The organism is Parvibaculum sp., assembly GCF_049651025.1.
Lineage (GTDB): Bacteria > Pseudomonadota > Alphaproteobacteria > Parvibaculales > Parvibaculaceae > Parvibaculum.
In genome coordinates, this window is record NZ_JBASBH010000070.1 from 1 (window position 1) to 26165 (window position 26165).

Here is a 26165-nt window from a genome sequence, read left to right on the forward strand (position 1 = left end):
GTTTACGGAAATAACTGATTTGTCATCCCGAGACTTGTTCCCGGGATCCATGGCGGCTCCCGGCATGGCGCACGGTCGATGGGTCCCGGGGACAAGCCCCGGGACGACAACAGAATTTGCGGCAGCGTTGTGAAGAAAAAGCAGGCGCTCTAGCTCACCGCTTCGACGATCAGCACGCCGTCTTTCTCGCCCGTGACGCGCACCGACGAGCCAGCGGGCAGATCAGGGCCGCTGGCGAGCCAGAGCGTGTCGCCAATGCGGAGCTTGCCGCGTCCATTTTCAATGGCGCGTTCAAGCGCATAAATCTGGCCGACATAGGTCTGCGCCCGCTGGTTCAGAAGCGGACGGTCGCTCTCGATCGGATGCTTGCCGATATAGCGGCGCGAACCCCAGACGGCGATCACCGACAGGATGGCGAAAAGCCCCATCTGAACGGTCAATGGAATATCGAAAACGAGAAGCAACCCGCCGACAACGGCAGCGGCGGCGGCAAGCCAGATGAAGAAGATGCCCGGCACGATCAGCTCAAGAATGCCGAACACCGCCGCCGCGATCCACCACGTCCAGTTGCCCAGCTCCGAAAAAAGCGTATCCATCGATCAATCTCCGCGTGACACGGGTGGGACGGTGCCGGAGGGACGGCGCGCGGGCGCGGTGCCGCCTGAACCGGGCGTGCCGCCGCCATTGAAGGCTTCGCGCGCAAGCTCGCCGATGCCGCCGATGGCACCGATGACGCTGGCCGCTTCGAGCGGCATCAGCACGAGCTTCTGGTTCGGCGCCTTGGCGATGTCGCGCAGCGCTTCGACATATTTCGTTGCGACGAAATAATTGAGCGCCTGCACGTTGCCCCCTGCAATGGCGTCGCTGACGACCTGCGTCGCCTTGGCTTCTGCTTCGGCCTGACGCTCGCGCGCTTCGGCATCGCGATAGGCGGCTTCGCGGCGGCCTTCGGCTTCGAGGATCGCTGCCTGCTTCTTGCCTTCGGCGGCGAGAATGGCGGCCTGACGAAAGCCCTCGGCTTCGAGAATATTCGCGCGCTTCTCGCGTTCGGCCTTCATCTGGCGGGCCATGCTGTCGATGATGTCGCGCGGGGGCGCGATGTCCTTGATCTCGATGCGCGTGACCTTGAGGCCCCAGGGATGCGTCGCTTCGTCGACCACGTTGAGGAGGCGCGCATTGATCGAGTCTCGCTGCGAGAGAAGCTCGTCGAGGTCCATGCCACCCATGACGGTACGCACGTTGGTCATGATGAGGTTGAGGACAGCGACCTTCAGATTGGCGACCTCATAGGAAGCCTTGGCCGCGTCGAGCACCTGATAGAAAACGACGCCGTCCACCGTCACCATCGCATTGTCGCGCGTGATGACTTCCTGGCTCGGCACGTCGAGCACCGTTTCCATGACGTTGACCTTGGCGCCGATGCGGTCGATGAAAGGCGTGATGACGCCAAGACCGGGCATCAGGCTATGCGTGTAGCGCCCGAAGCGCTCGACCGTATAGACATAGCCCTGTGGAACGACCTTGATTGCCTTCATCAAAAAGATGACAGCGAGGACGAGGATCGCAATTACGAAATATGTGCCGCCGAGCATGTACCTGTTCCTCCACTATGCAGTTCGCGGATAATATACATCAGAAACGCCCGCCGCGCTTGCCGCTCTCGAATAGACATAAGCACGCGGATGCCTTTGCAGGAGATCAGGATGAAACTTTATTCCTCCCCCACTTCGCCTTTCGTGCGCAAGGTGCGCATTCTCATCCGCGAAAAGGGCGCGGCTCACCTCGTGGCCGAGGAAGTCGTCTCGGCAATGGCGGACCCGGCCTCACTTCACGCCGCAAACCCGCTGGGCAAGGTGCCTGCACTGGCGCTTGACGACGGAACGACGCTCTTCGACAGCCCGGTCATCTGCGAATATCTCGACACGGTGCTGGAAGGCCCCTCGCTGCTGCCCGCAAGCGGCGCGGCCCGCTGGCAGGTGCAGCGCCTCCACGCCATAGGCGACGGCATTGCGGAAGCTGCCGTTTCGCTGACCTTTGAAAAGGCGCGACCGGAGGCTGAACGCTCTGAAAACTGGATGGGCCGCTGGCGGCGCGCGATTACGCGCTCGCTCGATCTGCTGGAAAAGGAAGCCGCAAGCCTTGCAGGCGCGCCGACGCTTGGCAGCATCGCGATTGAAAGCGCGATTGCCTATCTCGACTTCCGCCACGGCGATCTCAACTGGCGCGAGGGCCGCCCGGCGCTTGATGCCTTCATGCAAAAAGCATCAGGCCGGGCAGCCTTCAAGGAAACGGCACCGGCCTGAGCGTCAGGTCTGGATTTGAGGCTTAGTGCCAGGGTTCGACGAGAATCTTGGCATGCTTCTCAGGATTGGCAAGGTCGGTGAAGGCTTGCTTGACGCCTTCGACGCCGACCTTGCCGGTGACGAGCGGCGCGCCGTCGATCTTGCCTTCGGCGAGATGATGCAGCGTCAGCGCGAATTCTTCCGGCGTATAGCCGAGCACGAATTGCAGGTTCAGCTCTTTATTGATGGCGAAGAAGGGCTCGAACTTGTCCTGCTCCATGCAGACGCCGACGACGACGATGCGCGCGGCGCGCGGTGCGCCTTCGAGTATCTGCTGGATGAGGCCGGGAACGCCGACGCATTCGAAGATAACGCCGGGGCGGATCTTCGGACCCATGCCGAGAAGCGCCATGATGTTCTTCGGATCGTAACCTTCAGGCGTCGCCTCGTCAGTCCAGCGCTTGTAGGGCGAATGCTCCGCCGGATCGAGAACGATGTCAGCGCCCATGGTCTCGGCAAGCTTGCGCCGCGCGGGGCTGAAATCGGCGGCGATGATCGGATGCACGCCCTTGATCTTGAGGCCCGCAATGACGGCAAGGCCGACCGGGCCGCAACCGATGACGAGCGGAATATCTTCCGGCGTGAGACGCGCCTTCTCGACCGCATGCCAGCCGACAGCCATAGGCTCGGTGAGCGCGGCCTGTTCGGTTGCAAGGCCGTTGGGCACTTCGAGCAGCATCATCTCGTTCAGAACCATGCGCTCGGCAAAGCCGCCCGGCATCGCGTTTGAATAGCCGACCGGATGCATCCTGGCCTTGTCGCCCTGCAACTCGATTGCGACGGGTACCGAGCAAACGCGCGTGCCGACCTTCAGCGTCTTCTGCGTGTTCGGGCCGTGATCGAGAATTTCGGCGCAGAACTCATGGCCGAAAACGATGTCGCGCTTCAGGTCCATGGTGAATTCGGAGCCTGAACGCTTGGCCGCATCGTTCATCTTGTCGGCGTGATGGAAGGCATGAAGATCGGACCCGCAAATACCGCAGGCCAGCGTTTTGACGAGGACCTGACCGTCAAGGGGTTTGGGCTCTTCGACGGTGCCGGCGACCAGATCGCCGTTGCGAAATACTGCAGCGCGCATGATTTTTTCTCCCTTGGGGCGCACCTGTTCGCGCCCGCTCGAAAATGCTTGTAGCGCCATGCAAGCAGGCGAACGGGGCGCTTGCAAGTGCGACTTTGAGACGTCGCGTCAGACGGCTTTTTTGGCCCGCCGGTGTCGCCATTCATTGCGGGCGGCGATGGCGAGAATGGGAGTCGCCAGCAGGAATGTCAGGAAATTCGCCGCGATGATGGCAGGATCGTCCTGCATGATGCCATAGATCAGCCAGAAAAAGACGCCGATGACGAAGCCCAGATACATGAGCACCGAGATGCCTTCAGTGTCGTACGTGCGGATCGTCTTGATCGCTTGCGGGATGAAGGAGGCCGTTGTGAGGAAGGCCGCGACATAGCCGATATACATGATCGCCTTTCAGGGCATGAAGATGCCCGCCACGCCGCAGGCAATGACAATCGCCCACACCGGCAACGGGCTCCAGACGAGAGCGGCCCAGGCGGCAAGCGCCAGGGCGAGATCAGCGAAATTGTGGATAGCGCTTGTGAAGACCGGCGTATAGAGCGCGGCGGCAAGAATGCCGACCACGGCGGCATTGACGCCCATCAAGGCCGCGCGGGCGGACGCGACATGCGACAGACGCAGCCAGAAGGGCATGGCGCCCGGCACCAGAAGGAATGAGGGCGCAAACATCGCCACGAGACAGATGGCAGCGCCCGCCAGACCGTTCTGGGGAAGGCTGATCGCGCCGACATAGGCCGAAAATGTGAAAAGCGGGCCGGGAACGGCCTGCGCCGCGCCATAGCCCGCTAGAAACGCATCGCGGGTGATGAAGCCCTTGGGCACAAGCTCGGCCTCGAGAAGCGGCAGGACGACATGGCCGCCGCCGAAAACCAGCGCGCCTGTGCGGTAGAAAATATCGAAGAGCTGTACGCCCGCCCCGCCCTTCGCGGCAAGGACGGGAAGCAAGGCGAGCAACGCGAAAAAGGTCACGATAAGCGCCGCGCCGAGACGCGGGCCGATCGGGCTTTTGAGCGGCGCGTGATTGCCGAGATCGCCGGGCTTCAAAATGGCAAAGCCGACGATGCCGCCCGCGATCAGCACCGCGATCTGCGTCAGCGCCGTCGATGAGAGGAGAACGGCGACGAGCGCCAGCGCGGCGAGCGCAAGGCGCGGCGCGTCCGGCGTCAGCATGCGCGCCATTTGCAGCACTGCCTGCGCGACGACGGCGACCGCCACGACCATCAGGCCATGCGTGATGCCGCTGGCAACGGGCCCTTGAAAGGCGGAGGCGCCATAGGCGAAAGCGAGGAGGAGAAGTGCGGAGGGCAGCGTGAATGCCGCCCATGCGGCGAACATGCCGGGCAACCCGCCGCGCATCAGGCCAAGCCCCATGCCGACCTGACTGCTGGAGGGGCCGGGAAGAAACTGCGCCAGCGCGACGAGATCGGCATAGGCGCGATCGTCGAGCCAGCGACGGCGCTCGACGAATTCGGCGCGGAAATAACCCAGATGCGCAACGGGGCCACCAAAGGAGGTGAGCCCCAATTTGAGGAAGGCGCGGAAAATGTCTGCCACGCCTTCCATCAAATCAATCCGCCGCCCAACCCTGCAGCACAGCCGCCTCGTGGCGGACGCGCTCCGGGCTGCCGAGCAACTGGCGATCAAGGCCGATGCGCTTGAACCAGAAGTGGAGGCCGAGAAGATCGGTGAAGCCCATGCCGCCATGCACTTCCGTGGCCGTGCGGGCAACGAAGCGGCCAACCTCGGTGAGGTGGGATTTGGCATGAATGGCCATCAGCGAGGCTTCAGCCGGTATCTCGTCAAAAGCATGCGCCGCATACCAGACGAGCGAACGGCCCGGCTCAAGCTCTGCCGCCATTTCGGCGCACATATGCTTCACGGCCTGGAAGGAGCCGATGACGCGACCGAACTGCTTGCGCTCCTTGGCATATTCGACGGCCTTGTCGATCATCATCCAGCCTGCGCCGAGCGTGTCGGCGGCGAGCATGATGCGGCCTGCATCGAGCACACGCTGCAGCGTCGCCTTCGCATCGCCAGAGACAAGCGCTTCCGCCTCGACATTGTCGAAGCCGAGTTCGCCGATCGAGCGCGTGAGGTCGATGGTGGTGAGCTGCGTCCTGGTGAGGCCCTTCGCATCGGCCTTCACGACATGAAGACCGCCGGTCTTGTCGGCGACGATGAAAATATCCGCCGCGCCGAAATCGACCACGAAGAGCGACTTGCCCGACAGCTTGCCGCCCGATGCCGTGACGCCACCACCTTCGCGCGCGCCTGCGGCACGCTCGGAAATGGCAAGCCCCGCAACGATCTCGCCGCCGGCAAGCTTTGGCAGCCAGGCTTCCTGCTGCGCCGCCGAGCCTGAGCCCTTGAGCGCGATGGGCGCCATGACGGCGCTGGCGACGAAAGGCGCGGGCGCGACATGGCGGCCAAGCGCTTCGGCGACGAGCGCGGCGTCGAGGAGCTTCAGCCCCATGCCGCCATGCTCTTCACCAATCAGCATGCCCGGCACGCCAAGCTCGACAAGCGCCTGCCAGATGTCTTGCGGCTTTGCCTCCTGCGCATCGGCAACTTTGCGAACGCGATCAAGCGTCGAGACTTTTTCGAGCGTCCTGCCGACGCTGTCCTGCATCAGCCTCTGGTCTTCCGACAATCCGAATTCCATGACCGATCTCCCTTACGCTTTGACGAGCTTCGGTTCGCGCGGCATGCCGAGGCCGTGCTCCGAAATGATGTTTTTCTGAATCTGCGCCGTGCCGCCGCCGATGATGAGGCCGAGATCGAACATGTAGCGATGCTGCCACATGCCGTCGGCGCGCAAATGCGGGCTGCCGCTGTAGAGAACGCCGAGTTCGCCCAGCGCGTCGATGGCAAGCGCGGCAAGCTGGTGATTGATCTCACAGCCCTGCAGCTTGACGATGAGGCGCGCGATGCCCGCATCTTCCTTCTTGGTCGCAGCGGTGAGCAGGCGAAGCCCGTGAAACTGCATCGCGGCAACGCGCGCCTGCAACTGCACGAGGCGGTCGCGGAACAGCGGATTGTCGATGAGACGCTGACCGTCCAGCGTTTCCTTGTGCATGAGATCGACGATCTCGCGCAGACGCGTCGCCGCCTGATTGGGATCGCCCAACATGCCGCGCTCATGCTTCAGCGTCGCATTGGCGACGAACCAGCCCTGACCGCGCTCGCCGACGATCTGCGTGCGCGGCACGCGAACATCGGTGAAGAAGACTTCGTTGAATTCGGCATGCCCCGTCATGGTGGTGAGCGGACGCACTTCGATGCCCGGCGTCTTCATCGAGAAGATGAGATAGGAAATGCCCTGATGCTTCGGCGCGTCCGGCTCCGTGCGCACGAGGCAGAACATCATGTCGGAGGCATGCGCGGTCGAGGTCCAGATCTTCTGGCCATTGATGATGAAATCGTCACCATCCTCATGCGCCCTGGTTTGCAGCGAGGCGAGATCGGAACCCGAACCCGGCTCCGAATAACCCTGACACCAGACGATCTCGCCTTTCAGCGTCGGCTCGATGAACTGCTTCTTCTGTTCCTCGGTGCCAAGCTCGAGCAGCGTCGGCACGAACATCGAAATGCCCTGGCCCGCCAGACCCATCGGCACGCGCGCGGCGGTGAACTCTTCGGCGATGATGCGCGACTTCAGAATGTCGGGCTCGGCGCCATAGCCGCCATATTGCTTGGGGATGGTGCGCGCCGCATAGCCATGCTCGATGAGCAGCTTCTGCCAGACGATCGCCTCTTCAGAGGGACGCGAAACGCCGAATCGACGCGGCGCGCTCGGCCCGTGTTTGGCCAGAAACGCGCGAACTTCTTCGCGAAACGCCTCATATTCCGGGCTATAGGCGAGATCCATGACATGTCTCCCATGACGCTTTTCAATGTTTGGCGGGAGTTTAGCGTCAGAATGCAGGCCGTAAAGCACGCGCTGCGGACGCGACGTTGCGGCGAGCGGGACGTAGCGTCAATTAAGCGACATATAGGGAAGTCAGGCGGCGGAACCTGTCACGCCGCGCAAGGGCGCGACATCGTCGACCTTCTCGCCGGGCGCACTGCTCGTGATCGCACGGATCGTCGCGTCGGGATGAATGCCGTCGACGGTATTGCGCAGGAAAGCCTCGAAGTTCGCGGCAGGCATGGGCTTGCCGAGGAAATAGCCCTGCCCTTCATCGCAACCGAGCATGCGCAATATCTCGAGCTGCTCTGCATCCTCGATGCCTTCGGCAAGCACTTCGATGCCGAGCGCATGCGCAAGATCGATGATGACCTTGGGAATGATGCGGCCTTCGCCCTGATCGGCAATGTCGCGCACGAAGCTGCGATCGATCTTGAGACGCTTCACGGGGAAGCGCTTGAGATAGGCGAGCGAGGAATAGCCCGTGCCGAAATCGTCAATGCCGATGCCGACACCGAGGCTGCGCAACCGGCGCAATGTGCCGATAACGACATCGACATCGCGCATGACCATGCTCTCGGTGACTTCAAGCTCGAGATATTGCGGCGAGAGGCCGCGCGTGACGAGCGTGTTTGCCACCGTGTCGGTGAGATCGGAGCGGCGCAGATCGACGGCGGAGACGTTGACGGCGACGCCGATCTTCGTGAGGCCCATATCCTGCCAGGCGCGGTTCTGGCGGCAGGCTTCGTCGAGCACCCATTTGGTGACATCGGCGATGAAGCCGCAACGCTCGGCAACCGGGATGAAGAGATCGGGCGGCACCAGCCCGCGCTCGGGATGATGCCAGCGGATCAGCGCTTCGGCGCCGGTGACGCGGCCCGTACGGATATCGACCTTGGGCTGGTAGTAGAGAACGAACTGCTTGCGCGACAAGGCGACGCGCAGATCGCGCTCGATCGTGTTGCGCTCGATGGCGCGCAAATGCAGCTCATGGCGATAAAGGACGCAGGCGCCCGACCCTTCCTGCTTTGCACGCGAGAGCGCGAGATCGGCATTCTTGAGCAGGACTTCCGGATCGCGCCCGTCTTGCGGAAAAAGCGTGACGCCGACGCAAGCCGTCTGCTGTAAATCGTGACCGACAAGGCGGAAGGGCACGCCCACGGCGCGAATGAGGCGGCTCGCCAGATCCGCGGCTTCCTCGGTCGATGAGATGTTTGAAAGAATGATGCCGAACTCGTCGGCGGCAAAACGCGCAATCGTGTCGCCCTTGCGCTGGCAGCCGCTCAGAATATCGGCGATCCGCTGCAAAAGGAGATCACCCGCATCGTGACCGAGCGTGTCGTTAATGTCCTTGAAGCTGTCGAGATTGAGGACCAACACCCCGATCATGTGACCGGAGCGCTCGGCGCGTTCAATCTCATAGATCAGTTGCGACTTGAAGAAGGAGCGATTGCCGAGCCCCGTCAACCCATCCGTATGCGCAAGATCGGCAAGATGTTCTTCGCTTGCGCTTCTGGCATTGAATGAATCCGTCAGCGCCTGCGCGACAACGGAAATTTCGTCGGACGGCCCCATCGGCACGACATAACGCCACGGACCGCGATTGATGGCAAAGTCCCGCAGCGCCTCGATCGGCCCGATGACGATGCGCTGCATGACGAGCGACACCGTGAGGGCAGAGAGGATGATGCCCGCCGTCAGCCAGACCAGAATGCTCCAGGCGGCGGCCTGAAGACTGTCGATGGCGGCGGTCGTGTTGAGGCGAACGAAAAGGGTTCCAGTCTCATTGGCGAAGGGCAGAGGAATCTGGCGCGCGAATTCCGCAAAGCGAACGTCGCCGCTTTCCGCATCGACAATGGCCTTCTGGCCCGCATCGACGCGCTTCTGCACGGCAGGGGCAATCAGCCGCCGCATGGCAAGGCCGCGCCAATCCACCTGCGAGGCGGAGAGGACAGTGCCCTTGGCATCTGCAATGGCGACGAGACCGACGCGCGTGGTTTTACCGAAGGCATCGACGATCAGATCGACCTCGCGCTGCGAACGCGAATTGCCGACGGCGTGAACGAGTATATCGCTGAAGGCTTCAGCCCTCGACCAGGCCCGCTCCTTGGCCTGTCCTTGATAGATATGAAGGACGAAGACGGCGCTGAGCAGGATCATCGCCACGCCTGCAAGCGTCAGGATTGCGATGACCTTTGTGCGAACCGCGAGGAAATCGAGGCCGAAGCGATTCTGAATCGATGTGGCGACGGCGCGCAGACGTGCGACCAGCGCGGCACTGAAAATGCCGCGCGTCACCTCGTCTTCTTTGGCCGCATCTTGCATGCCCCACTCGACAAATCTACTGCGTCGGACGGAATGAGACCCGCCCGATCCTTTTGACCATCCTTGTTATAAAGAGATGAGACCTAAGAATAGGTTACGCCGCCCTGCCCCTGAGCGGGCCGGGGCTTCAGGGGCACGCCCTTGCGCCAGAGTTTGAACGCTTCCCAATAAATGCCGCCCATTACTTTGAGCGTCAGCAAGGGATAGGTAAGGAATGCGCGCAGCAATATGGCGTCGCGGAAGGGGCGATAGTCTCCGGCAAAGGAGGCGGTGAGCAACAGGCCCTCCCCGTCGCTTTCGCGGATCGTCAGCGCAAAACGCGCGGCAGGCTTCAGCACCTTGAAATGGTAGCGGCCCGCGACCTCCAGAAACGGCGAGACGTAGAACGCCTTTTCGCAAGCCTGCGACACGATGGGAGCGGCGCGATCTGCGACCGGCATGACATAGCAATGGCGCTCGCCGAATGTGTTCGAGACCTCATAGATCAGGGCGGCGAGGCCGCCGCCTGCATCGTGGCAGAAATAAATTGTTAAGGGATTGAACACATAGCCCAGCATGCGCGGCAGGCAGAGCGCGAGAATGCGGCCCGAAGGTGCGTCGATGCCCGCGCCGGAAAGCGCGCTTTCGATCCACGGGCGCAGAGGCTTGTCCTCGCCCGGCCCGTGATCGCGGTCGTGGAAACTGAAAAGCCCGAAACGATTATGCGCAAAGAGGCGCGAGCGCGCCGACAGGGCGGGCAACTCGTCGATGTCGAGAAGCATGTAGAAGACGCGATAGGAAAGCGCATGGACGCGCGGCCGCAGGCGGCGGTGAAACACCTTGCCGAAATAAAGGCCTGAGGCGGCGGGCTCGTTCATGCGACAGCCTCCACCGGCGCGAGGCCGCGCAAGGTCGGCGGCGCAAGCGCGATGCGGCCGGAGGGATCGGCGACCGTCCAGGGGCGCGCAATGCCGCCCAGCTGTTCGGCGACCGCAAGCCCCGCCTGCAAACCGTCTTCATGGAAACCCGAACCGAAATAGGCGCCGCAGAACCATGTGCGCCGCGTGCCCTGCAACTGCCAAAGCTCGCGTTGCGCGGCAAGCGCGGCGCGGTCGAAAACCGGATGATCGTAGTCGATGCGTTGCAGCACCGTTTCCGCCGCGGGTTCATGCGAGGGATTGAGCGTGACGAAAAGCTGACGCGATGTGGGAAGGTCTTGCAGCCGGTTCATCCAGTAGGTGACGCAGACGGGCGCACCGTCGCCCGCCGTCTCGCCGCCCATATAGTTCCAGCTCGACCAGACGCGACGCGAAAGCGGCATGAAGGACGCGTCGGAATGAAGCCAGGCGACATTGCGCTGATAGGGAATTGCGCCGAGCAGGCGACGCTCGCGCGCATCCGCATCGCCGAGCATGTGAAGCGCCTCATCGCTATGCGAGGCGATGACGACATGATCGTAGCGCGCCGTACCGCCTTTCGTGTCGATGACGGTGACGCCGGTTTCATCGCGGCAAATATCGACGATGCCGGTGCCGAGCCGCACACGGTCGCGGAAGGAAGCGACGAGCCGCGCCACATATTCGCGCGAGCCGCCATCCACGGTCCGCCATTGCGGACGGCCCGTGATGCGCATCAGCCCGTGATTGTCGAAGAAGCGCAGGAATGCGAGCGCGGGAAACTCCTCGACGCGCGCAAGCGGGAGCGACCAGATCGCCGCGCACATGGGCAGCAGATGATCTTCGCGCAGCGCCGCCGAATAGCCCTGCTCGCGCAGGAACTGACCGAGCGGCTTCACATCGAGGCCCGCCATGTTGAGAAGGCCCGGCGCGAAACGATAGAGCCGCATGATCTCGGCAAGCATGCGCCACATGCGCGGACGGAAAATATTGCGCCGGTCGCCGAAAAGACCGTTGAGGCCCGAGCCTGAATATTCAAATCGCTGAAGCCCGCCGCCGGTTGCAAGCGAGGCTGCAAAGGACATTTCGCTCGCCCGCGTCGGCACGCCAAGATGGGAAAAGAGCGCGGTGAGATTTGGATAGTTCAGTTCATTATAGACGATGAAGCCCGTATCGACCGCAACGTCGCCTTCCGGGCAGGCGGCTGTCAGCGTGTTCGAATGCCCGCCGGGCCGGTCCTGCTTCTCATAGACGGTCACATCATGCGCTTGCGACAGGAGCCAGGCCGCCGAAAGACCTGAAATGCCGGTGCCGATAACGGCGATGCGCAAACCGCTGGTCTTTGACGTATCGGCATCGAAAGCCATGCGATCCTCGGCATATTTGAGAAAACCTGTGCCCTGCTTACGCTACGCGAACCGGGCTGGATCATGGAGACTGCGGCGGGTGGATGCATTTACCGCTCGGCCCTGTTTCACCAAAGGCGGAACTATGGCTAAACTCCGCTGAGGTGGAGATCAGGGTGATCCGCATGTCCGGCGCTGGCGTAGACCTGCCATGGCGCGCAAACATGCAGCAATCACGCACACAATTCCGCCCGTCCGCCGTCAACCGCGGACGCAATGGAGGACGCTGGGCCTGATGGCTGACGACCCGACGCCGAACACGGTGTCCCTGAGCGATGCCACGGCCGCACGCCCCGAAGCGATGGCGGCGCTGATCGACGCTATCGCCCGCCGTCAGGACAGAACGGCCTTTGCGAGCCTCTTCGGCTATTACGCGCCGCGCGTGAAATCCTATTTGCGCCGCCTGCGCGTCGATGAACGGCAAGCCGAAGATCTGGTGCAGGATGTGATGTTGACCGTTTGGCGCAAGGCGGACCTTTTCGATCCGTCGAAAGCCTCTGTCGGCACATGGATATTCACCATCGCGCGCAATCGCTTCATCGACGGCGTTCGCCGCCAGAAGCGCCCTGAACTCGACGCCGAAGACCCCTCATTGTCGCCCGATGCGCCGATGCCCGCCGATGACGCGTTGATAAGCGTTCAGACGGGCCGCCGCGTTCACGCCGCCATGGCGAACCTGCCGCGCGATCAGGCGGAAGTCGTGAGCCTTTCCTTTCTTGAGGGCCTGCCCCATTCGGAGATTGCCGAGCGGCTGAATATTCCGCTCGGTACCGTGAAGTCGCGGCTGCGGCTTGCCTTTGGCCGCCTGCGGGCAGGGCTGGAGGATTTGAGATGAGCGTGACGCATCGCATGGGCGCTGAATGGATCATGGCGCAGGCCGCAGGCACGCTGAGCGAAGGCGAGGCGCTGCTGGTCGCCTCGCATCTGAGTTATGTGCCGACCGCGCGCGCCGACATGGCGGCGGCGGAGGCGGCGGGCGGTATGCTGCTTGAAAACCTTGCACCCACGCCGCTTGCCGAAGATGCGCTGAACCGGGCACTCGCACGGCTGTATGAGCCGGAAGAAAAACCCGCGCAAAGAGCCGCCGACATGCAGATTGGAAGTCCACTGCTCCCCGCACCGCTGCAACACTGGCTCGGCCGCGACATCGAGGAGCTGAACTGGCGCTTCCTCGGGCCGGGCATGCGCCAGGCGACGCTATGGCGCGGCAAGAACAAGGATCGCCTCTGGATGCTGCGCGCCAAACCCGGCACGAGTGTCCCCCGGCACGGGCATGGCGGCGTCGAGCTGACGCTTGTGCTCTGCGGCAGCATCACTGACCCAACCGGCACCTATCGTCGCGGCGACGTACAGGAAATGAACGTCGCCAATACGCATGAGCTGATGGTGGGGACGGAGGAGGAATGCATCTGCCTCGCCTATACGCAAGGACAGATGCGCTTCAAGGGCATCATCGCAAAGCTGATGAAACCCTTCCTCGGCCTCTGAACCTCAGAAGCGCGCCGCGACGGCGACCCTGAGATTGCGCCCCGGCAGCAACATGCCCGCCTTCTTGAACGAGACGTGGTTGCGCACATCGTCGTTGAGAAGATTTTCGCCGATGATGGAAAGCTCGACCGGCGTGTCGCCCGTCATCTGCCTGGGCAGCAGATAATGAAGCTCGGCATTGAGCAAGGTGTAGCCGCTGGTTTCCGTTTCGAAGGCGCCGAGATTGTTCTGGCGGAAGGCGTGGAGGAAGCCGATGCGGCCGGTGAGATCATCCGCTTCATAATAGACGCCCGCACCGACGCGCATGGGCGGGATGCGCGGAACATCGCCGCCGCTTGCAAGTTCGGCGCGCACCAGATCGAACTGCCCGTCGAGGCCGACCATGCCCTCGCCCAATGCGGCGATGGCGTGACGCCCGGAAAGCTCTAGCCCGCGAAACGTTGCGTCCTGCTGGCTGTAGCGAAGCTGCGCGAGTTCATCGCCCGTGCCGCCGGGATAATTGGTGCAGGTGTCGAATGTGTCGTCGCAAGTCTCGCCGGTCAGCGACTTCAGAATATAGCCGTTGAAGCGCGTGTTATAGACCGCCGCCTCGAAGGAATAGCGCTCGCCCTCGCGGCGCAGCGACAGCTCGGTCGACATGGCGGTTTCTTTTTTCAGGGACGGATTGCCGATCTCGAAAGTCTCGGTCGCTTCATGTGGACCTTTTGAGAAAAGCTCGGAGGCTTCCGGCGCGCGCTGCGACACCTGCGCGCTGGCACCCGCAACCCAATCGCCACCAAGCGACCAGACAAGACCGCCAGAACCGCTCAGCGGCACGAAGGAACGCTCGCGGCGATCGACGCCAAGCGTCGCCTCATCCAGCGCGCCGCCTTCGACGGCGACATGCTCGACGCGCGCGCCAAGCTGCAGCTTCAGCGCTTGCGCGATCGGCATTTCCTCAAAGATGAAAGCCGCCAGCATACGCCTGTCGGCAGGCGCGAGAAGCTCCCCGCCCTCGCCGCCCGCGCGCAGCTTGTGAGTGCTGGCGTGAAGGCCGATGGCGCCGGTGAAAGGACCGATATTTTCGTGCAGAACTTCCGCGCGACCTTCCCATAGCCTGTCATCAAAAACCGAGCCGACATCGCCGGTGAAGCTTTCAACCTCGCCATGATTATATTTGTTGTAGCCGCCGGTGAGGCGCAGCGTGCGGACCCATGCGCCGAGATCGTTGAATTCGGCAGCGGCCTGAAACTTCGTCTGCTCCATGTCGATGAAGGTCGGATTCGCGGGATCGGGAACGGGAATGCCGTAGTCGGAATCCATATGCGAGATGGACGCGCCGATATAGCCGCTATCGAGCAACACGGATGCGCCGCCCGCAATGCCTTGAGAGCGCGTCCAGGTCATGGCCTGTTTGGAGGGCGAGCCGGGGACACGATAATCATCCGTCCGGCGATCATAAGCATCGACGCGCCAGACGACATTGCCCGCCCCCGCCTGCATGAGCCCCGAGCTTTGGCGACCGTTTGAAACCGTGTCGTAACCGGCGGACGCCTCACCCGAAAAACCGCCTTCGGGCATCTCGCCCGGAATGCGCGAATTGATGACATTGACGACGCCGCCAATCGCCTGCGAGCCATAGCGCAACGTGGCGGGCCCGCGCACGACCTCGACGCGCGTCGCGCTCAAGGGATCGATGGGGACGCCGTGATCTTCGCTGACGGCGGACACGCCATCGCCGCCGAGACCGTTCTCGAGGAACCTGATGCGGAAATTGTCGAGTCCGCGAATGATCGGACGGCTCGCGCCGCCTGCAAAGGAGGATTGCGCAATGCCGGGCTTGTCGCCGAGCAGCGCGCCGAGCGTCGCCGCCCCGCGCCCCAGAATTTCATCGCGCGTGACGATGGTGACGGGCGCGGCAAGCTCGTCGAGCGGCGAGCCAAGAGGCGATGCCGTGACGACCATGGGCGCGAGAGACACGGCGTCATCCGCCGCCTGTGCCGCATGAACGAAAGCCGGTGAGGCAAGAACAATAGCGGATAGAAGTCGAACGCGGCGCATGAGCCCCCCTGAGTTGATATGTTATAATATAACATACTTACAGGAAACGGAGATGCAACCGGAAATGCCGGGCGGGACGCTCCCCTTCTGGAGGCGGGGCGAAGGCTGTACTGTGAGCCAAGGGCGCAGGCGACAGTCAGGCGGCAAATCATGGCGAAGAAGAAATCGGAAAAGCACAACAAGCATCCCGTCGATATCGAGAGCCGCGACGATGACGACAATTACGAAAGCGAGCTTTACGACCTTCAGGTCGAGCTGGTGAAGCTCCAGAAGGATGTCATCGCCAATAATCGCAAATTGCTCATCGTCTTCGAGGGGCGCGACGGCGCGGGCAAGGACGGCACGATCAAGCGCATCACCGAGCATATGAGCCCGCGCGAAACGCGCGTCGTCGCCCTGAGCAAACCGTCGAGCCGCGAGGTGACGCAGTGGTATTTCCAGCGCTACGTGCCCTGGTTTCCTGCCGCCGACGAAATCGTGTTCTTCAATCGCAGCTGGTACAACCGCGCGGGCGTCGAGCATGTGATGGGCTTTTGCACCGATACGGAATATGAGCGTTTCATGTCGACGGTTTCGGCCTTCGAAGAGATGCTGATCGGCTCGGGCATCGTGCTGCTCAAATATTATCTCGACATTTCAAAGCCCGAGCAGAAGAAGCGGCTGGCCGCGCGGCACAAGGACCCGCTGAAACAATGGAAGATTTCGCCCGTCGATGAGGCGGCCCTGAAGCATTGGGACGATTACACGAAGGCGCGCGACGCCATGTTTGCGCGCACGCATACGCTGCACTCGCCCTGGTATGTCGTCGCCGCCAATGACAAGAAGGTGGCGCGGCTCAATGTCATTCGCGACATTCTCAATCGCGTCGATTATGAGGGGAAGAAGCAGAACCGCGTCGTGCCCGATGCGACCATCGTGTTCCCCTTCGATCCCGCACATTACAAGTCAGGCCAGATCTCCAAATGACACCCGAATTTGCGGCGCCTTTGTTCGAGCCTGAGCGCCTGGCCGTTTTGCTGGCGCTGAGTTTTTTCTTCGGGCTGGCCTTTGAGGAATATTTCGCGCGCAGTCGCATCAAGCCGCCGGGCGGCGTGCGGACCTTTCCGCTCGTCTCGCTTGCAGGCGCGCTGCTCTATGCGCTTGAGCCGAAAAACGGCGTGCTGCTGCTCGGCGGCATGCTGATCCTCGGAGCTTGGCTTGCGATCTATTACTATGAGCGGCTGGTCCACCAGCATGCGGAAACGGATGACGAGGAACTTGTTCACGGCCCATCGAAACTCGATGCCGGGATCATGGCGCCGGTCTGCAATCTGCTGGCCTTTCTGCTCGGCCCTGTAACGCTTGCCGCGCCGCTCTGGGTCGCCGTCGGCATTGCTGTGGTTGCCGTGCTGCTGATGAGCGCGCGCGAAAGACTGCACAGCTTTGCCGCCACATTGCGCGCGGGCGAAATCGTCACGCTCGGCAAATTCCTCATCATCATCGGCATCGTGCTGCCGCTGGTGCCCGATACGCCCGTCACCTCGCTGACCGCGATCACGCCCTATCAGGTCTGGCTCGCCGTGGTCGCCGTCTCGTCGCTCTCTTATGCCAGCTATCTGATGCAGCGCTTCATCGCGCCGAACCACGGCGTATTGATCTCGGCCGCACTGGGCGGGCTCTACTCATCGACCGCGACAACGGTGGTGCTGTCGCGCCGCACCCGCGACATGAAAACCGCCGCGCCGCGCCTGCAAGCCGCCATCGTGCTCGCGACCGCCATCATGTTTCTGCGCATCCTGACTGTCGTTGCGATTTTCAGCACCGATCTTGCGCTGGTGCTGCTGCCCGCCATCGCAATCCTCTGCCCGCTCGGCCTTGTGCTTTGCTTCGCGCTGATGTGGGGCGCACGGGGCACGAGCGACCCTGCGACCGAGGTAGCGGTGCCGACCAATCCGCTGGAACTCTCGACCGCGCTGGTCTTTGCGGCGCTCTTCATCGCGCTCTCGATTGCGGTTGCATGGGCAAAAACCCGCTTCGGCGAAAGCGGCCTTTTCGCACTCGGCGCGCTGGCGGGCTTTACCGATGTCGATCCCTTCGTGCTGAACCTTGCGCAAGGCGCACGCCAGGGCGGAAACCTCACGGTTGCGGCCTCGGCCATCCTCGTTGCGGCTTCGGCGAATAATTTCCTCAAGGCAAGCTACACGCTGGCCTTTGCCGGACGGACGAAAGGGCTTAAACCGGCACTGGCTCTCTTCGTGCTGGCGCTTACCGGTGTCGCTGCCGCCGCTTCCATTCTCGGCTGGTTATGAACGCGGACCCGACCGCGATCCGCCGCAAAGTGCTCCCCGCAAGCATCTGGGCGCTGGGCTTCGTCAGTTTTTTCATGGATGCCTCTTCCGAGTTGGTCCATGCATTGCTGCCGGTCTTTCTCGTCACGACACTGGGCGCAAGCATGCTGACGGTCGGCATCATCGAAGGTGTTGCCGAAGCCACCGCGTCGATCAGCAAGGTCTTTTCAGGCGTCATCAGCGACTGGATAGGCAAACGCAAGCTCCTCGCCGTCATCGGCTATGGACTGGCCGCCCTGTCGAAACCCCTCTTCCCGCTTGCCGCCAGTGCCGACGCCGTGTTCGCCGCCCGCTTCATGGACCGCGTTGGCAAGGGCATTCGCAGCGCGCCACGCGATGCACTCGTCGCCGACATCGTCGCCCCCGATCAACGCGGCGCCGCCTATGGCTTGCGGCAGGCGCTCGACACAGCGGGCGCCGTTGCAGGGCCGCTTCTTGCCATCGCGCTGATGTCACTTTTCGCAGATGACATACGAACGGTTCTCTGGTTTGCCGTCATACCGGCGATCCTCGCCGTGCTGCTACTCGTCTTTGCCGTACGCGAACCCGAGCGAAAGACGGCACCCGCAACCGCGAATGCGGCGGCACGATTTCGTCTCGCCGATCTTCGTCTACTCGGCCCCACCTATTGGGAAGTGGTCGGCGTCGGCGCGGTGCTGACGCTTGCCCGTTTCTCCGAAGCCTTTCTGGTACTCAAGGCACAATCGGCGGGGCTCGCCATGGCCTATGTGCCACTCGTGATGGTCGTAATGAGCGCCGTCTACGCCTTCGCTGCCTACCCGGCGGGCCTGCTTTCGGATGTTCTCGACAGGCGGAAACTGATGGCGCTCGGCTTTGCAGTGCTCATCATCGCCGATCTCGTGCTGGCGCAGGCGAACAATGCGGCGCTCGTGCTTCTCGGCGCGGCCTTCTGGGGCCTGCATATGGGTTTGACACAAGGGCTTCTCTCCACTCTCGTGGCCGATGCCTCGCCCGCCGCCTTGCGCGGCAGCGCCTTCGGCCTGTTCAACTTCGTCAGCGGCATCGCACTTCTGGTTGCAAGCATCGTAGCAGGCGCGTTATGGCAGGCGCACGGACCGGCCCTCACCTTCCATACAGGTGCGGCCATCACAGCGGTGGGCCTTGCCTGCCTTCTCATTTTACCGAAGCGTTCATGAATTATCGCCACGCCTATCATGCCGGAAACTTCGCCGACGTCATGAAACACGCCACCCTCGTGCTGGCGCTCGAACATTTGAAGCTGAAGGAAAAGCCCTTCTTCTTTCTCGATACGCATGCGGGCACCGGCGAAACCGATCTGAGCGGGATCGAGGCGCAGAAGACCGGCGAATATCGCGACGGCATTGCGCGCATTCTCAAACACCCCGCGCCGCATGAAGCGCTTGCGCCTTACCTCAACGCCTTGATGGCGCTGGGCTGCTCGGGCGAAAACCCGACGCGCTATCCCGGCTCGCCTTTGATCGCGACGCAGCTTGCCCGCGCGGGCGACAGGCTGGCGGCTTGCGAGCTGCACCCCGAAGACGCGGCCGAGTTGCGCGCGGTCTTTCAACACGACCGGCAGATGAAGGTCCATGAAACGGATGGCTATGGCGCGCTGAAGGCCATGTTGCCGCCGAAGGAGCGTCGTGGCCTCGTGCTGATCGATCCGCCCTATGAAGGACGCGACGAGTTCGACCGGGTGGAGGCAGCGCTCCATGAAGCGGTGAAGCGCTGGGCGGGCGGCACCTACATGATCTGGTATCCGGTGAAAGACCCGAGCGTGTCAGGCGCTTTCCTCGACCGGCTGGAAAACAACGGCCCGGCAAAGACGATGATCGCCGAGCTTTATATTCGCGGCTCGCAAGACCCGACCCGGCTTTCAGGCTCCGGCCTCGTCATCGTCAACCCGCCCTGGACATTCCCCGAAACGCTGACAAGCCTCTTCAACTGGCTCGCCGAAATTCTGGCGCAGGGGCCGGGTGCTCGCGGACGTGTAGAGTGGCTGCAGAAATAAACAACAAGCCCGCTGACCGAATGCGCCCAACCGGTCTATAAAGACCGCGCCGGCCACCCCCAGAACAAGAATCGAGGCCGGAAGGGAAGGAACAGGGCGTGGATCAAGGCCCAACATCGACAGCAACGTCGACCCCGGCATCTACGGGCTGGACCGCAGAACGCGAGGCCGCCGAAGAGGCCTATCACGCGCAGGTCGAGACAAATCTTCGCCGAAACTTCGCCGCCAATCTCGCCCACGGACTGCTCGGCCAGACGGGCTTTCGCCTCGTCACCGCGCCGACTTTCGTGCCGGCCTATATTTACCTGCTCTCAGGCTCCGAATTCGCGGTCGGCCTCGCGCTCGCCTCGCAATGGCTGGGCAATGCGCTGTCCTCGACGCTGGGCGCAACGCTGGTCGAACACAGAAAGCGCGTGCTGCCCATGGGCATGCTGATCGGCTGGGGCATGCGCGGCGGCGTGCTCGGCCTCGCGCTCAGCGGCTATTTCCTGCCGCCGCACTGGGCGCTCATCTTCGCCTGCGTCTTCCTGCTGATGTTCGGCCTGTTCAACGGCATCCAGTCGGTGATCTTCAACTATCTGATGGCCAAGGTGATCCCGCTGCGCCTGCGCGGACGGCTGACGGGCTTTCGAAACTTCGCCGCAGGACTTACGGCTTCGGGCGTCGCCTATATCGGCGGCAAATATTTCGTCGAGGCCAATGCGCTCGGCAATGGCTATGCGACGACCTTCCTTGCCGCCTTCGTGCTGACATCGCTCGGCCTGTCGATGCTGATCATGGTGCGCGAGCCGGAACCGCCGGAGGTGCGCGCACGCACGAGCTTTGCATTGCGAATGCGCGAAATTCCGGGCCTGCTGCGCGCCGACAGGGAATTGCTGCGCTTCTATATCGCCTGCTCGGCGGCGGCCCTCGGCACGCTGGCCGTGCCTTTCTACATTCTCTATGCGGGCCGGACGATCGGGCTTTCGGGCACCAATCTCGGCGTGCTCTCGACCGCCTTTCTGCTCTCCCAGACCGGCACCAACCTCATCTGGGGCTGGCTTGCCGACCGCATCGGCAACCGCATCGTCTTTCTGCTCTCCATCGGCACATGGGCGCTTTCAACCCTGCTGCTGATGGAAGCCAATTCGCTCTGGGCGCTGGCAGCGGTTTTTGCCGGACTGGGCGCGGGGCAAGGCGGCTTCCAGAACAGCACGCAGAACATGATCCTCGAATTCGGCTCGCGCGAGGACCTGCCGATGCGCATCGCCATGATGAACACGGCCGTCTCCTTCATGAACGCGGCAGGGCCGCTGCTTGGCGGCTTCATCGCGCATGGCGCTTCATTCGTCGTCGTCTTCTGGATCTCGACGCTGATGCTGGTCACGGCATTCGCGATGGTGTTCTTCTTCGTCAACGAACCTCGAAAGCGCAATCTTTATCGCTAACAGCACAAAGAAAAACCGGCGCTCTTTCGAGCGCCGGTTTCGTATTTGCAGTGCCGAAAGATCAGGCTGCGCCGTAGCCGAGGACGGCCTTCACTTCGAGGAATTCTTCGAAGCCGAACTCGCCCCACTCGCGACCGTTGCCCGACTGCTTGTAGCCGCCGAAGGGTGCGTTGAGGTCGGGACCGGCGCCGTTCAGATGCACGTTGCCGGTGCGCAGACGCGAGGCAACCTTGCGAGCGCGCTCGATGTCACCCGACTGCACATAGCCCGACAGGCCATAGACCGTGTCATTGGCGATGGCGATGGCGTCTTCTTCGTCCTTGTAGGGCAGGATCGAGAGAACCGGGCCGAAGATTTCTTCGCGTGCGATGGTCATGTCGTTGGTGACGTTCGCAAACACGGTCGGGCGAACGTAATAGCCCTTGTTGAGACCGTCCGGACGACCGACGCCACCGGCGACGAGCGTTGCACCTTCGTCGATGCCCTTCTGGATGAGCGCCTGGATCTTGTTGTACTGAACTTCAGAAACAACCGGACCCATGGTCGTGCCTTCAGCGGTCGGATCGCCCGCCTTCACGGTGGCGGCAGCGGCCTTGGCGATGGCGACGGCTTCGTCGTGACGCTTGGCAGGCACGAGCATGCGGGTCGGCGCGTTGCACGACTGGCCCGAATTGCTCATCATGCCGACAACGCCGCCGGCAATCGCCTTGTTGAAGTCGGCATCGTCGAGAACGATGTTGGCCGACTTGCCGCCGAGTTCGAGCGCGACGCGCTTGACCGTGTCGGCAGCAGCCTTGGAAACGAGCACGCCAGCGCGCGTCGAACCGGTGAAGGACACCATGTCGACATCGGGATGCGAGGAGAGCGGCGAACCGACATCCACACCGTCGCCATTGACGAGGTTGAAGACGCCAGCGGGAACGCCGGCTTCATGCAGCACTTCAGCGAAGAGGATGGCGTTGATCGGCGCGACTTCGGACGGCTTCAGAACCATCGTGCAGCCAACGGCGAGAGCAGGCGCGACCTTGCAGGCGATCTGGTTGATCGGCCAGTTCCAGGGCGTGATGAAAGCGCAAACGCCGACCGGCTCGCGAACGATGCGCGTGGCGCCCTTGCTCTGCTCGAACTCGTAGGACTTCAGCAGCTCAAGATTGGTGTTGAAATGCGCGATGCCCATGGCGGCCTGAGCCTGCATGGAGAGCTTTGTCGGTGCGCCCATTTCGGCCGTGATCGCCGCAGCAATTTCCGGGTAGCGCTTCTGATAGACGGCCATGATCGACTGCAGAAGCTCGATGCGCTCCTGGCGTGTCGTGGTCGAGAATTTCGGGAAGGCGGCCTTGGCGGCGGCGACGGCTTTATCGACGTCGGCCTTGCTGCCCATGCTGATCTTGCCGATCGACTCTTCGGTCGCCGGATTGATGACGTCGAGCGTCTTCGGCGTGGTCGGGTCTACCCACTGGCCGTTGATGTAGAATTTCAGATAATCGGTCATATCAGTTCTCCGTTTGAGGCATTCCCAGAGCCCGCAAGCAACCGCCGATTCGGTTTGACGTCGAATCGGGACAACCCTTGCGCCGACCCCGGTCGGGGGGCCTGCCCGTTCAATCGGGGGCGTTTTTCGTTTAAGGAGAACCTGACACAGACGCTTGAGCCCGGTCCAGCCCAAAACACCGGCATTATACGCCATTAACGTCGCGCAGGGCGAACCTGTGGCCCGCGCCGGAATATCTTCATTAAGCCGTAAAATTGACACGCGGCTGAAACATACCAAACTGTGCGACCTATCGAAGCAAGCTCAGCCAAGGCCCCAAACTGGCTAGGGTATTGACGCAATCGAGCCCCAGGCCGGGAGTAAGACATGTTCATTGACGGGCGGCAGGTGCCGGAAGGCACCGTGATCGAGACGGATATCGCGATCATTGGCGCGGGCGCAGCCGGTATCACAATTGCGCGCGTTCTGGGCGGCTCGGATGTCTCCGTCACGCTGATCGAAAGCGGCGGCCTCGAATTCGATCCTGAAACCCAGGCCCTTTACGAAAGCGAGAGCGTCGGCGTGCCCTACACGACCGAAACCTCGCGCCTGCGCTATTTCGGCGGCTCGACCAACCATTGGGGCGGCTGGTGCCGTCCTTTCGAGCCGATCGATTTTGAACAGCGCGACTGGGTGCCCCATTCCGGCTGGCCGATCACGCGCGAAGACCTCGACCCCTATTATCGCCGCGCCAACGACGTCGCCCAGATCGGGCCCTTCAATTATGACGACGCCGATTTCTGGTCGGAGGGCGGCAAGAACGCGCCGCTGCCGCTGCCCGGCGGCGAGGTGATGACGCGCTGGTTCGAATACAGCCCGCCGACGCGCTTCGGGCAGGTCTACCGCAAGGAGATCGAGAAGGCCGGGAACATAAAGACCTATCTCCACTCCAACGTGCTGGAGATCGTGCCGACCGAAGATGCGGCAACCGTTGAACGCCTGCGCGTGGGAACGCTGAGCGGTGTGCGCTTTGAAGTGCGCCCCAGGCTCGTGATCCTTGCGACCGGCGGCATCGAGAATGCGCGCCTGCTGCTGCTGTCGAACAGCGTGGAAAAGGCAGGCCTCGGCAATAGCCGCGGCGTTGTCGGGCGCTTCTTCATGGAGCATCCCCATATCGACCGGCCCGTCGAGATCCTGCTGACCAACCCGGAAATGGTCGCGCCCTATTACAAGACCTATACGAAGCTGAACGGCGCCAATATTCGCGGCATCTTCATGTTCACCGAGGAATATCAGCGCAAGAACCGCCGCCTCGGCACCGTGATGACCTTCTACAAGGCGAAGGAAATCCGCACCGACGAAGTGGTCGAGGAAAAAGACCCCGAATCCGTGCGCGACATAGAGCCGGGCATTCTGCAACTCATGCACTCGACGACTGCGCAGCCCAGCGACAGCCCCATTCTCGGCATGCGCTACGGCACCGGCTGCGCGACCGAGCAATCGCCGAACCCCGACAGCCGCATCTCGCTTTCAAAGAGCAAGGATGCGCTCGGCCTGAACCGCACCAAGATCGACTGGCGCCTGTCATCGTCCGACCGCACCAATCTGCGGCTGAACCTTGAAGCGCTGGCGCGCTCCTTCGGCGCATGGGGCAATGGCAGCGTGCGTATCCTGTTTGAAGATCGCGACAAGTGGGACGAGGCCGAGGGCTGGGGCAACCACCATATGGGCACGACGCGCATGGCCGCCGATCCGCGCAAGGGCGTGGTCGATGCCAACTGCAAGGTGCATGGCATCTCCAATCTTTATGTGGCGGGCAGTTCGCTCTTCACCACCTCGTCGACCGTCAATCCGACGCTGACGATTGTCGCGCTCGCGCTGCGCCTTGCCGAGCATGTCCAACAGAAATTCACGAGGGGGGTGTGAACATGACCACGCCCGAGACTACAAAAAAACATCACGCGATCTCGCGCCGCAACCTGCTGATCCTTGGCGGCGTCGCCGTGGCCACGGCCGCTGTGCCCGCCTCGTTCCGCCTGTTCGAGCACGAAGCGGAAAGCACGATAGACGAATTGCTCGCCATGCTTTCCGACCGCGAGGGCGCGGCCATGATCGGCAGACGCTGGCTTGAAACGACGGGTCAGGAAAAGCAGAAGACCGTTGCGGCGAAGATCACCAAACGCCTGCGCACGCATGGCTGGCAGCCCGGCAATACGCCCGAAGCGCTGCACGAGGCACTCGGCTCGCGCATCCGCCACGACTTCGAACATGGCGATATGGTCGAGGTGTCAGGCTGGCAGCTCTCGCGCACCAGCGTGGAGCTTTGCGTGCTGGCCGCTCTGCATCAGGACGCCGTCGCAATCGGCTAGATCTCTCAGGGGCAAAGCGTCGTCTTGCCGAGCGTGACCGAATTCATGCGCGCCTGAATGGTGCCCGCGCGGTCGCGCATCCACGGCCCCGGTCGCTCCACACGCCAGCCAAGCGGATTTGGCAGCGCGGTCGCCATCAGCGCCGCCTGCCCGGGCGTGAGATGCGCCGCGCTGACGCCGAAATATTCCCGCGCCGCCGCTTCCGCGCCGTAAATGCCCGGACCCCATTCGATCTCATTGAGATAGAGTTCGAGAATGCGATCCTTGGGCAGCAGCGCTTCAAGCCAGACCGTGAGATAGGCTTCAGCCCCCTTGCGGATGAAGTTGCGCGCGGGCCAGAGAAAAAGATTCTTCGAGGTTTGCATGCTGATCGTGCTCGCACCGAGCTTGCGACGCGTGCCCTGCTGGTTGCGCTCGATGGCATTATCGACCGCATCCCAATCGAAACCGCGATGCTGGCAGAACTTCGCATCTTCAGACGCGATGACGGCGCGCTGCAGATTGCGCGAAATCCGCTCGAGCGGCACCCAGGACTTGGTGATGCCATAGCCTTCGACAGCGCGGATCAGCATGAGCGGCGTCACGGGCGGCGGCACGAAGCGATAGAGAAAAAGCATGGCGGCCGGCACGACGAACAGCGCGAGCACAAGAATGCCGAGCAATCTGCGGAGGCTTGAACGCACAGAGGCGCGCGTCGATCTTTTGCGCGCGCCACTCGCCGTTCGGAAAGGTCGTCTCGACTGTGTCACGATGACGATAATCCGCGAACCCCTCACGAGGCACAAGCCCGCAAGCGGTCGCGGCCCGGCAATCGCCCGATTTCAGACTCATTTTCGTCCCAAATGCGTTGGAGTTTGGCAACGACGCGCGGGGGACCGCAGGAAAGCAGTATCGGGGGCCAAAGCAGGCACCCGTTTGTTTACGGAGGTCTGAATGAAAAAGATTGCATCGATGCTGATGGTCGCGGCGCTGCTGGGGACAACGGCGGGTTGCACGAACATGAGCAGGACAGAACAAGGCGCGCTGTCGGGCGGCGCCATTGGCGGCGCGGTCGGCGTTGCAGCGACCGCGATTGCCGGGACGAGCCTCGTTACGGGCGCGCTGGTCGGCGCGGCAGTCG

The 26165-nt window shown here is 62.5% G+C and carries 24 protein-coding genes; 11 read left to right on the forward strand and 13 right to left on the reverse strand.

Annotated features, from left to right (window positions below):
• Positions 1–149: 149 nt before the first annotated feature.
• Both WA943_RS09490 and WA943_RS09495 read right to left on the reverse strand, forming a co-directional pair.
• Complete coding sequence (locus WA943_RS09490) at positions 150–596, reverse strand: NfeD family protein (RefSeq protein ID WP_424469630.1); 447 nt, start codon at positions 594–596, stop codon at positions 150–152.
• A 3-nt stretch (positions 597–599) separates the two neighbouring features.
• Positions 600–1592, reverse strand: a complete 993-nt coding sequence (locus WA943_RS09495; protein WP_424469631.1) for an SPFH domain-containing protein — start codon at positions 1590–1592, stop codon at positions 600–602.
• Between the two features lie 111 nt (positions 1593–1703).
• Here WA943_RS09495 and WA943_RS09500 point away from each other — a divergent pair, with 111 nt between their 5' ends.
• Positions 1704–2303 carry a glutathione S-transferase N-terminal domain-containing protein gene (locus WA943_RS09500; protein WP_424469632.1) on the forward strand — a complete coding sequence of 200 codons (600 nt, stop codon included), beginning with the start codon at positions 1704–1706 and terminating at the stop codon, positions 2301–2303.
• A gap of 22 nt (positions 2304–2325) precedes the next feature.
• Here the strand turns inward: WA943_RS09500 and WA943_RS09505 are convergent, their stop codons facing one another.
• From WA943_RS09505 to WA943_RS09540, 8 genes are all read right to left on the reverse strand, one after another.
• On the reverse strand, positions 2326–3420 hold the full coding sequence (locus tag WA943_RS09505) for a zinc-binding dehydrogenase (protein ID WP_424469633.1): 1095 nt from the start codon (positions 3418–3420) through the stop codon (positions 2326–2328).
• Positions 3421–3528: 108 nt separating this feature from the next.
• Complete coding sequence (locus tag WA943_RS09510; RefSeq protein WP_424469634.1) at positions 3529–3801, reverse strand: SemiSWEET transporter; 273 nt, start codon at positions 3799–3801, stop codon at positions 3529–3531.
• A 9-nt stretch (positions 3802–3810) separates the two neighbouring features.
• Entirely contained in the window at positions 3811–4980 is a 1170-nt protein-coding gene (gene chrA, locus WA943_RS09515; protein WP_424469635.1) for a chromate efflux transporter, read from the reverse strand.
• Positions 4981–4984: 4 nt separating this feature from the next.
• A complete protein-coding gene (locus WA943_RS09520; RefSeq protein ID WP_424469636.1) occupies positions 4985–6079 on the reverse strand; it encodes an acyl-CoA dehydrogenase family protein in 1095 nt (364 codons plus the stop codon).
• A gap of 12 nt (positions 6080–6091) precedes the next feature.
• Positions 6092–7285, reverse strand: a complete 1194-nt coding sequence (locus WA943_RS09525; RefSeq protein WP_424469637.1) for an acyl-CoA dehydrogenase family protein — start codon at positions 7283–7285, stop codon at positions 6092–6094.
• Between the two features lie 132 nt (positions 7286–7417).
• Complete coding sequence (locus WA943_RS09530; RefSeq protein WP_424469638.1) at positions 7418–9649, reverse strand: putative bifunctional diguanylate cyclase/phosphodiesterase; 2232 nt, start codon at positions 9647–9649, stop codon at positions 7418–7420.
• 83 nt (positions 9650–9732) lie between these two features.
• Positions 9733–10506 (reverse strand): DUF1365 domain-containing protein, encoded by a 774-nt coding sequence (locus tag WA943_RS09535; RefSeq protein ID WP_424469639.1) that lies wholly within the window; start codon positions 10504–10506, stop codon positions 9733–9735.
• The gene (locus WA943_RS09540) at positions 10503–11891 is read right to left on the reverse strand and encodes an NAD(P)/FAD-dependent oxidoreductase (protein ID WP_424469640.1); all 1389 of its coding nucleotides are present in this window, start codon (positions 11889–11891) and stop codon (positions 10503–10505) included. The genes WA943_RS09535 and WA943_RS09540 overlap by 4 nt, the downstream gene beginning before the upstream one ends.
• Positions 11892–12165: 274 nt before the next feature.
• On the opposite strand from WA943_RS09540, the gene WA943_RS09545 reads away from it, so the two are divergent.
• Together WA943_RS09545 and WA943_RS09550 are read left to right on the forward strand one after the other, a co-directional pair.
• Positions 12166–12765, forward strand: coding sequence for a sigma-70 family RNA polymerase sigma factor (locus tag WA943_RS09545; protein WP_424469641.1), 600 nt, complete (start codon positions 12166–12168; stop codon positions 12763–12765).
• Positions 12762–13418: a ChrR family anti-sigma-E factor gene (locus tag WA943_RS09550; protein ID WP_424469642.1), complete on the forward strand. Its 657-nt coding sequence runs from the start codon at positions 12762–12764 to the stop codon at positions 13416–13418. Before WA943_RS09545 ends, WA943_RS09550 begins: the two co-directional genes overlap by 4 nt.
• 3 nt (positions 13419–13421) lie before the next feature.
• Here the strand turns inward: WA943_RS09550 and WA943_RS09555 are convergent, their stop codons facing one another.
• Positions 13422–15458 (reverse strand): TonB-dependent receptor, encoded by a 2037-nt coding sequence (locus tag WA943_RS09555; RefSeq protein WP_424469643.1) that lies wholly within the window; start codon positions 15456–15458, stop codon positions 13422–13424.
• Positions 15459–15608: 150 nt separating this feature from the next.
• Here WA943_RS09555 and ppk2 point away from each other — a divergent pair, with 150 nt between their 5' ends.
• From ppk2 to WA943_RS09580, 5 genes are all read left to right on the forward strand, one after another.
• A complete protein-coding gene (gene ppk2, locus WA943_RS09560; RefSeq protein WP_424469644.1) occupies positions 15609–16424 on the forward strand; it encodes a polyphosphate kinase 2 in 816 nt (271 codons plus the stop codon).
• Positions 16421–17746 carry an MgtC/SapB family protein gene (locus WA943_RS09565; protein WP_424469645.1) on the forward strand — a complete coding sequence of 442 codons (1326 nt, stop codon included), beginning with the start codon at positions 16421–16423 and terminating at the stop codon, positions 17744–17746. Before ppk2 ends, WA943_RS09565 begins: the two co-directional genes overlap by 4 nt.
• Entirely contained in the window at positions 17743–18942 is a 1200-nt protein-coding gene (locus WA943_RS09570) for an MFS transporter (RefSeq protein WP_424469646.1), read from the forward strand. Before WA943_RS09565 ends, WA943_RS09570 begins: the two co-directional genes overlap by 4 nt.
• Entirely contained in the window at positions 18939–19778 is an 840-nt protein-coding gene (locus tag WA943_RS09575; RefSeq protein ID WP_424469647.1) for a 23S rRNA (adenine(2030)-N(6))-methyltransferase RlmJ, read from the forward strand. Before WA943_RS09570 ends, WA943_RS09575 begins: the two co-directional genes overlap by 4 nt.
• A 98-nt stretch (positions 19779–19876) precedes the next feature.
• Positions 19877–21205, forward strand: coding sequence for an MFS transporter (locus tag WA943_RS09580; protein WP_424469648.1), 1329 nt, complete (start codon positions 19877–19879; stop codon positions 21203–21205).
• Between the two features lie 61 nt (positions 21206–21266).
• Here WA943_RS09580 and WA943_RS09585 read toward each other — a convergent pair whose 3' ends face one another.
• A complete protein-coding gene (locus tag WA943_RS09585; RefSeq protein WP_424469649.1) occupies positions 21267–22697 on the reverse strand; it encodes an aldehyde dehydrogenase family protein in 1431 nt (476 codons plus the stop codon).
• Between the two features lie 366 nt (positions 22698–23063).
• Between WA943_RS09585 and WA943_RS09590 the strand changes: the two genes are divergently transcribed.
• Both WA943_RS09590 and WA943_RS09595 read left to right on the forward strand, forming a co-directional pair.
• Complete coding sequence (locus WA943_RS09590) at positions 23064–24602, forward strand: FAD-dependent oxidoreductase (RefSeq protein ID WP_424469650.1); 1539 nt, start codon at positions 23064–23066, stop codon at positions 24600–24602.
• A gap of 2 nt (positions 24603–24604) precedes the next feature.
• Entirely contained in the window at positions 24605–25045 is a 441-nt protein-coding gene (locus WA943_RS09595; RefSeq protein ID WP_424469651.1) for a hypothetical protein, read from the forward strand.
• A 5-nt stretch (positions 25046–25050) separates the two neighbouring features.
• On the opposite strand, the gene mtgA is transcribed toward WA943_RS09595, so the two are convergent.
• On the reverse strand, positions 25051–25728 hold the full coding sequence (mtgA, locus tag WA943_RS09600) for a monofunctional biosynthetic peptidoglycan transglycosylase (protein WP_424469652.1): 678 nt from the start codon (positions 25726–25728) through the stop codon (positions 25051–25053).
• A gap of 250 nt (positions 25729–25978) precedes the next feature.
• Here mtgA and WA943_RS09605 point away from each other — a divergent pair.
• Positions 25979–26165 (forward strand): hypothetical protein (locus WA943_RS09605; protein ID WP_424469653.1); only part of this gene is annotated, 187 nt, incomplete at its 3' end.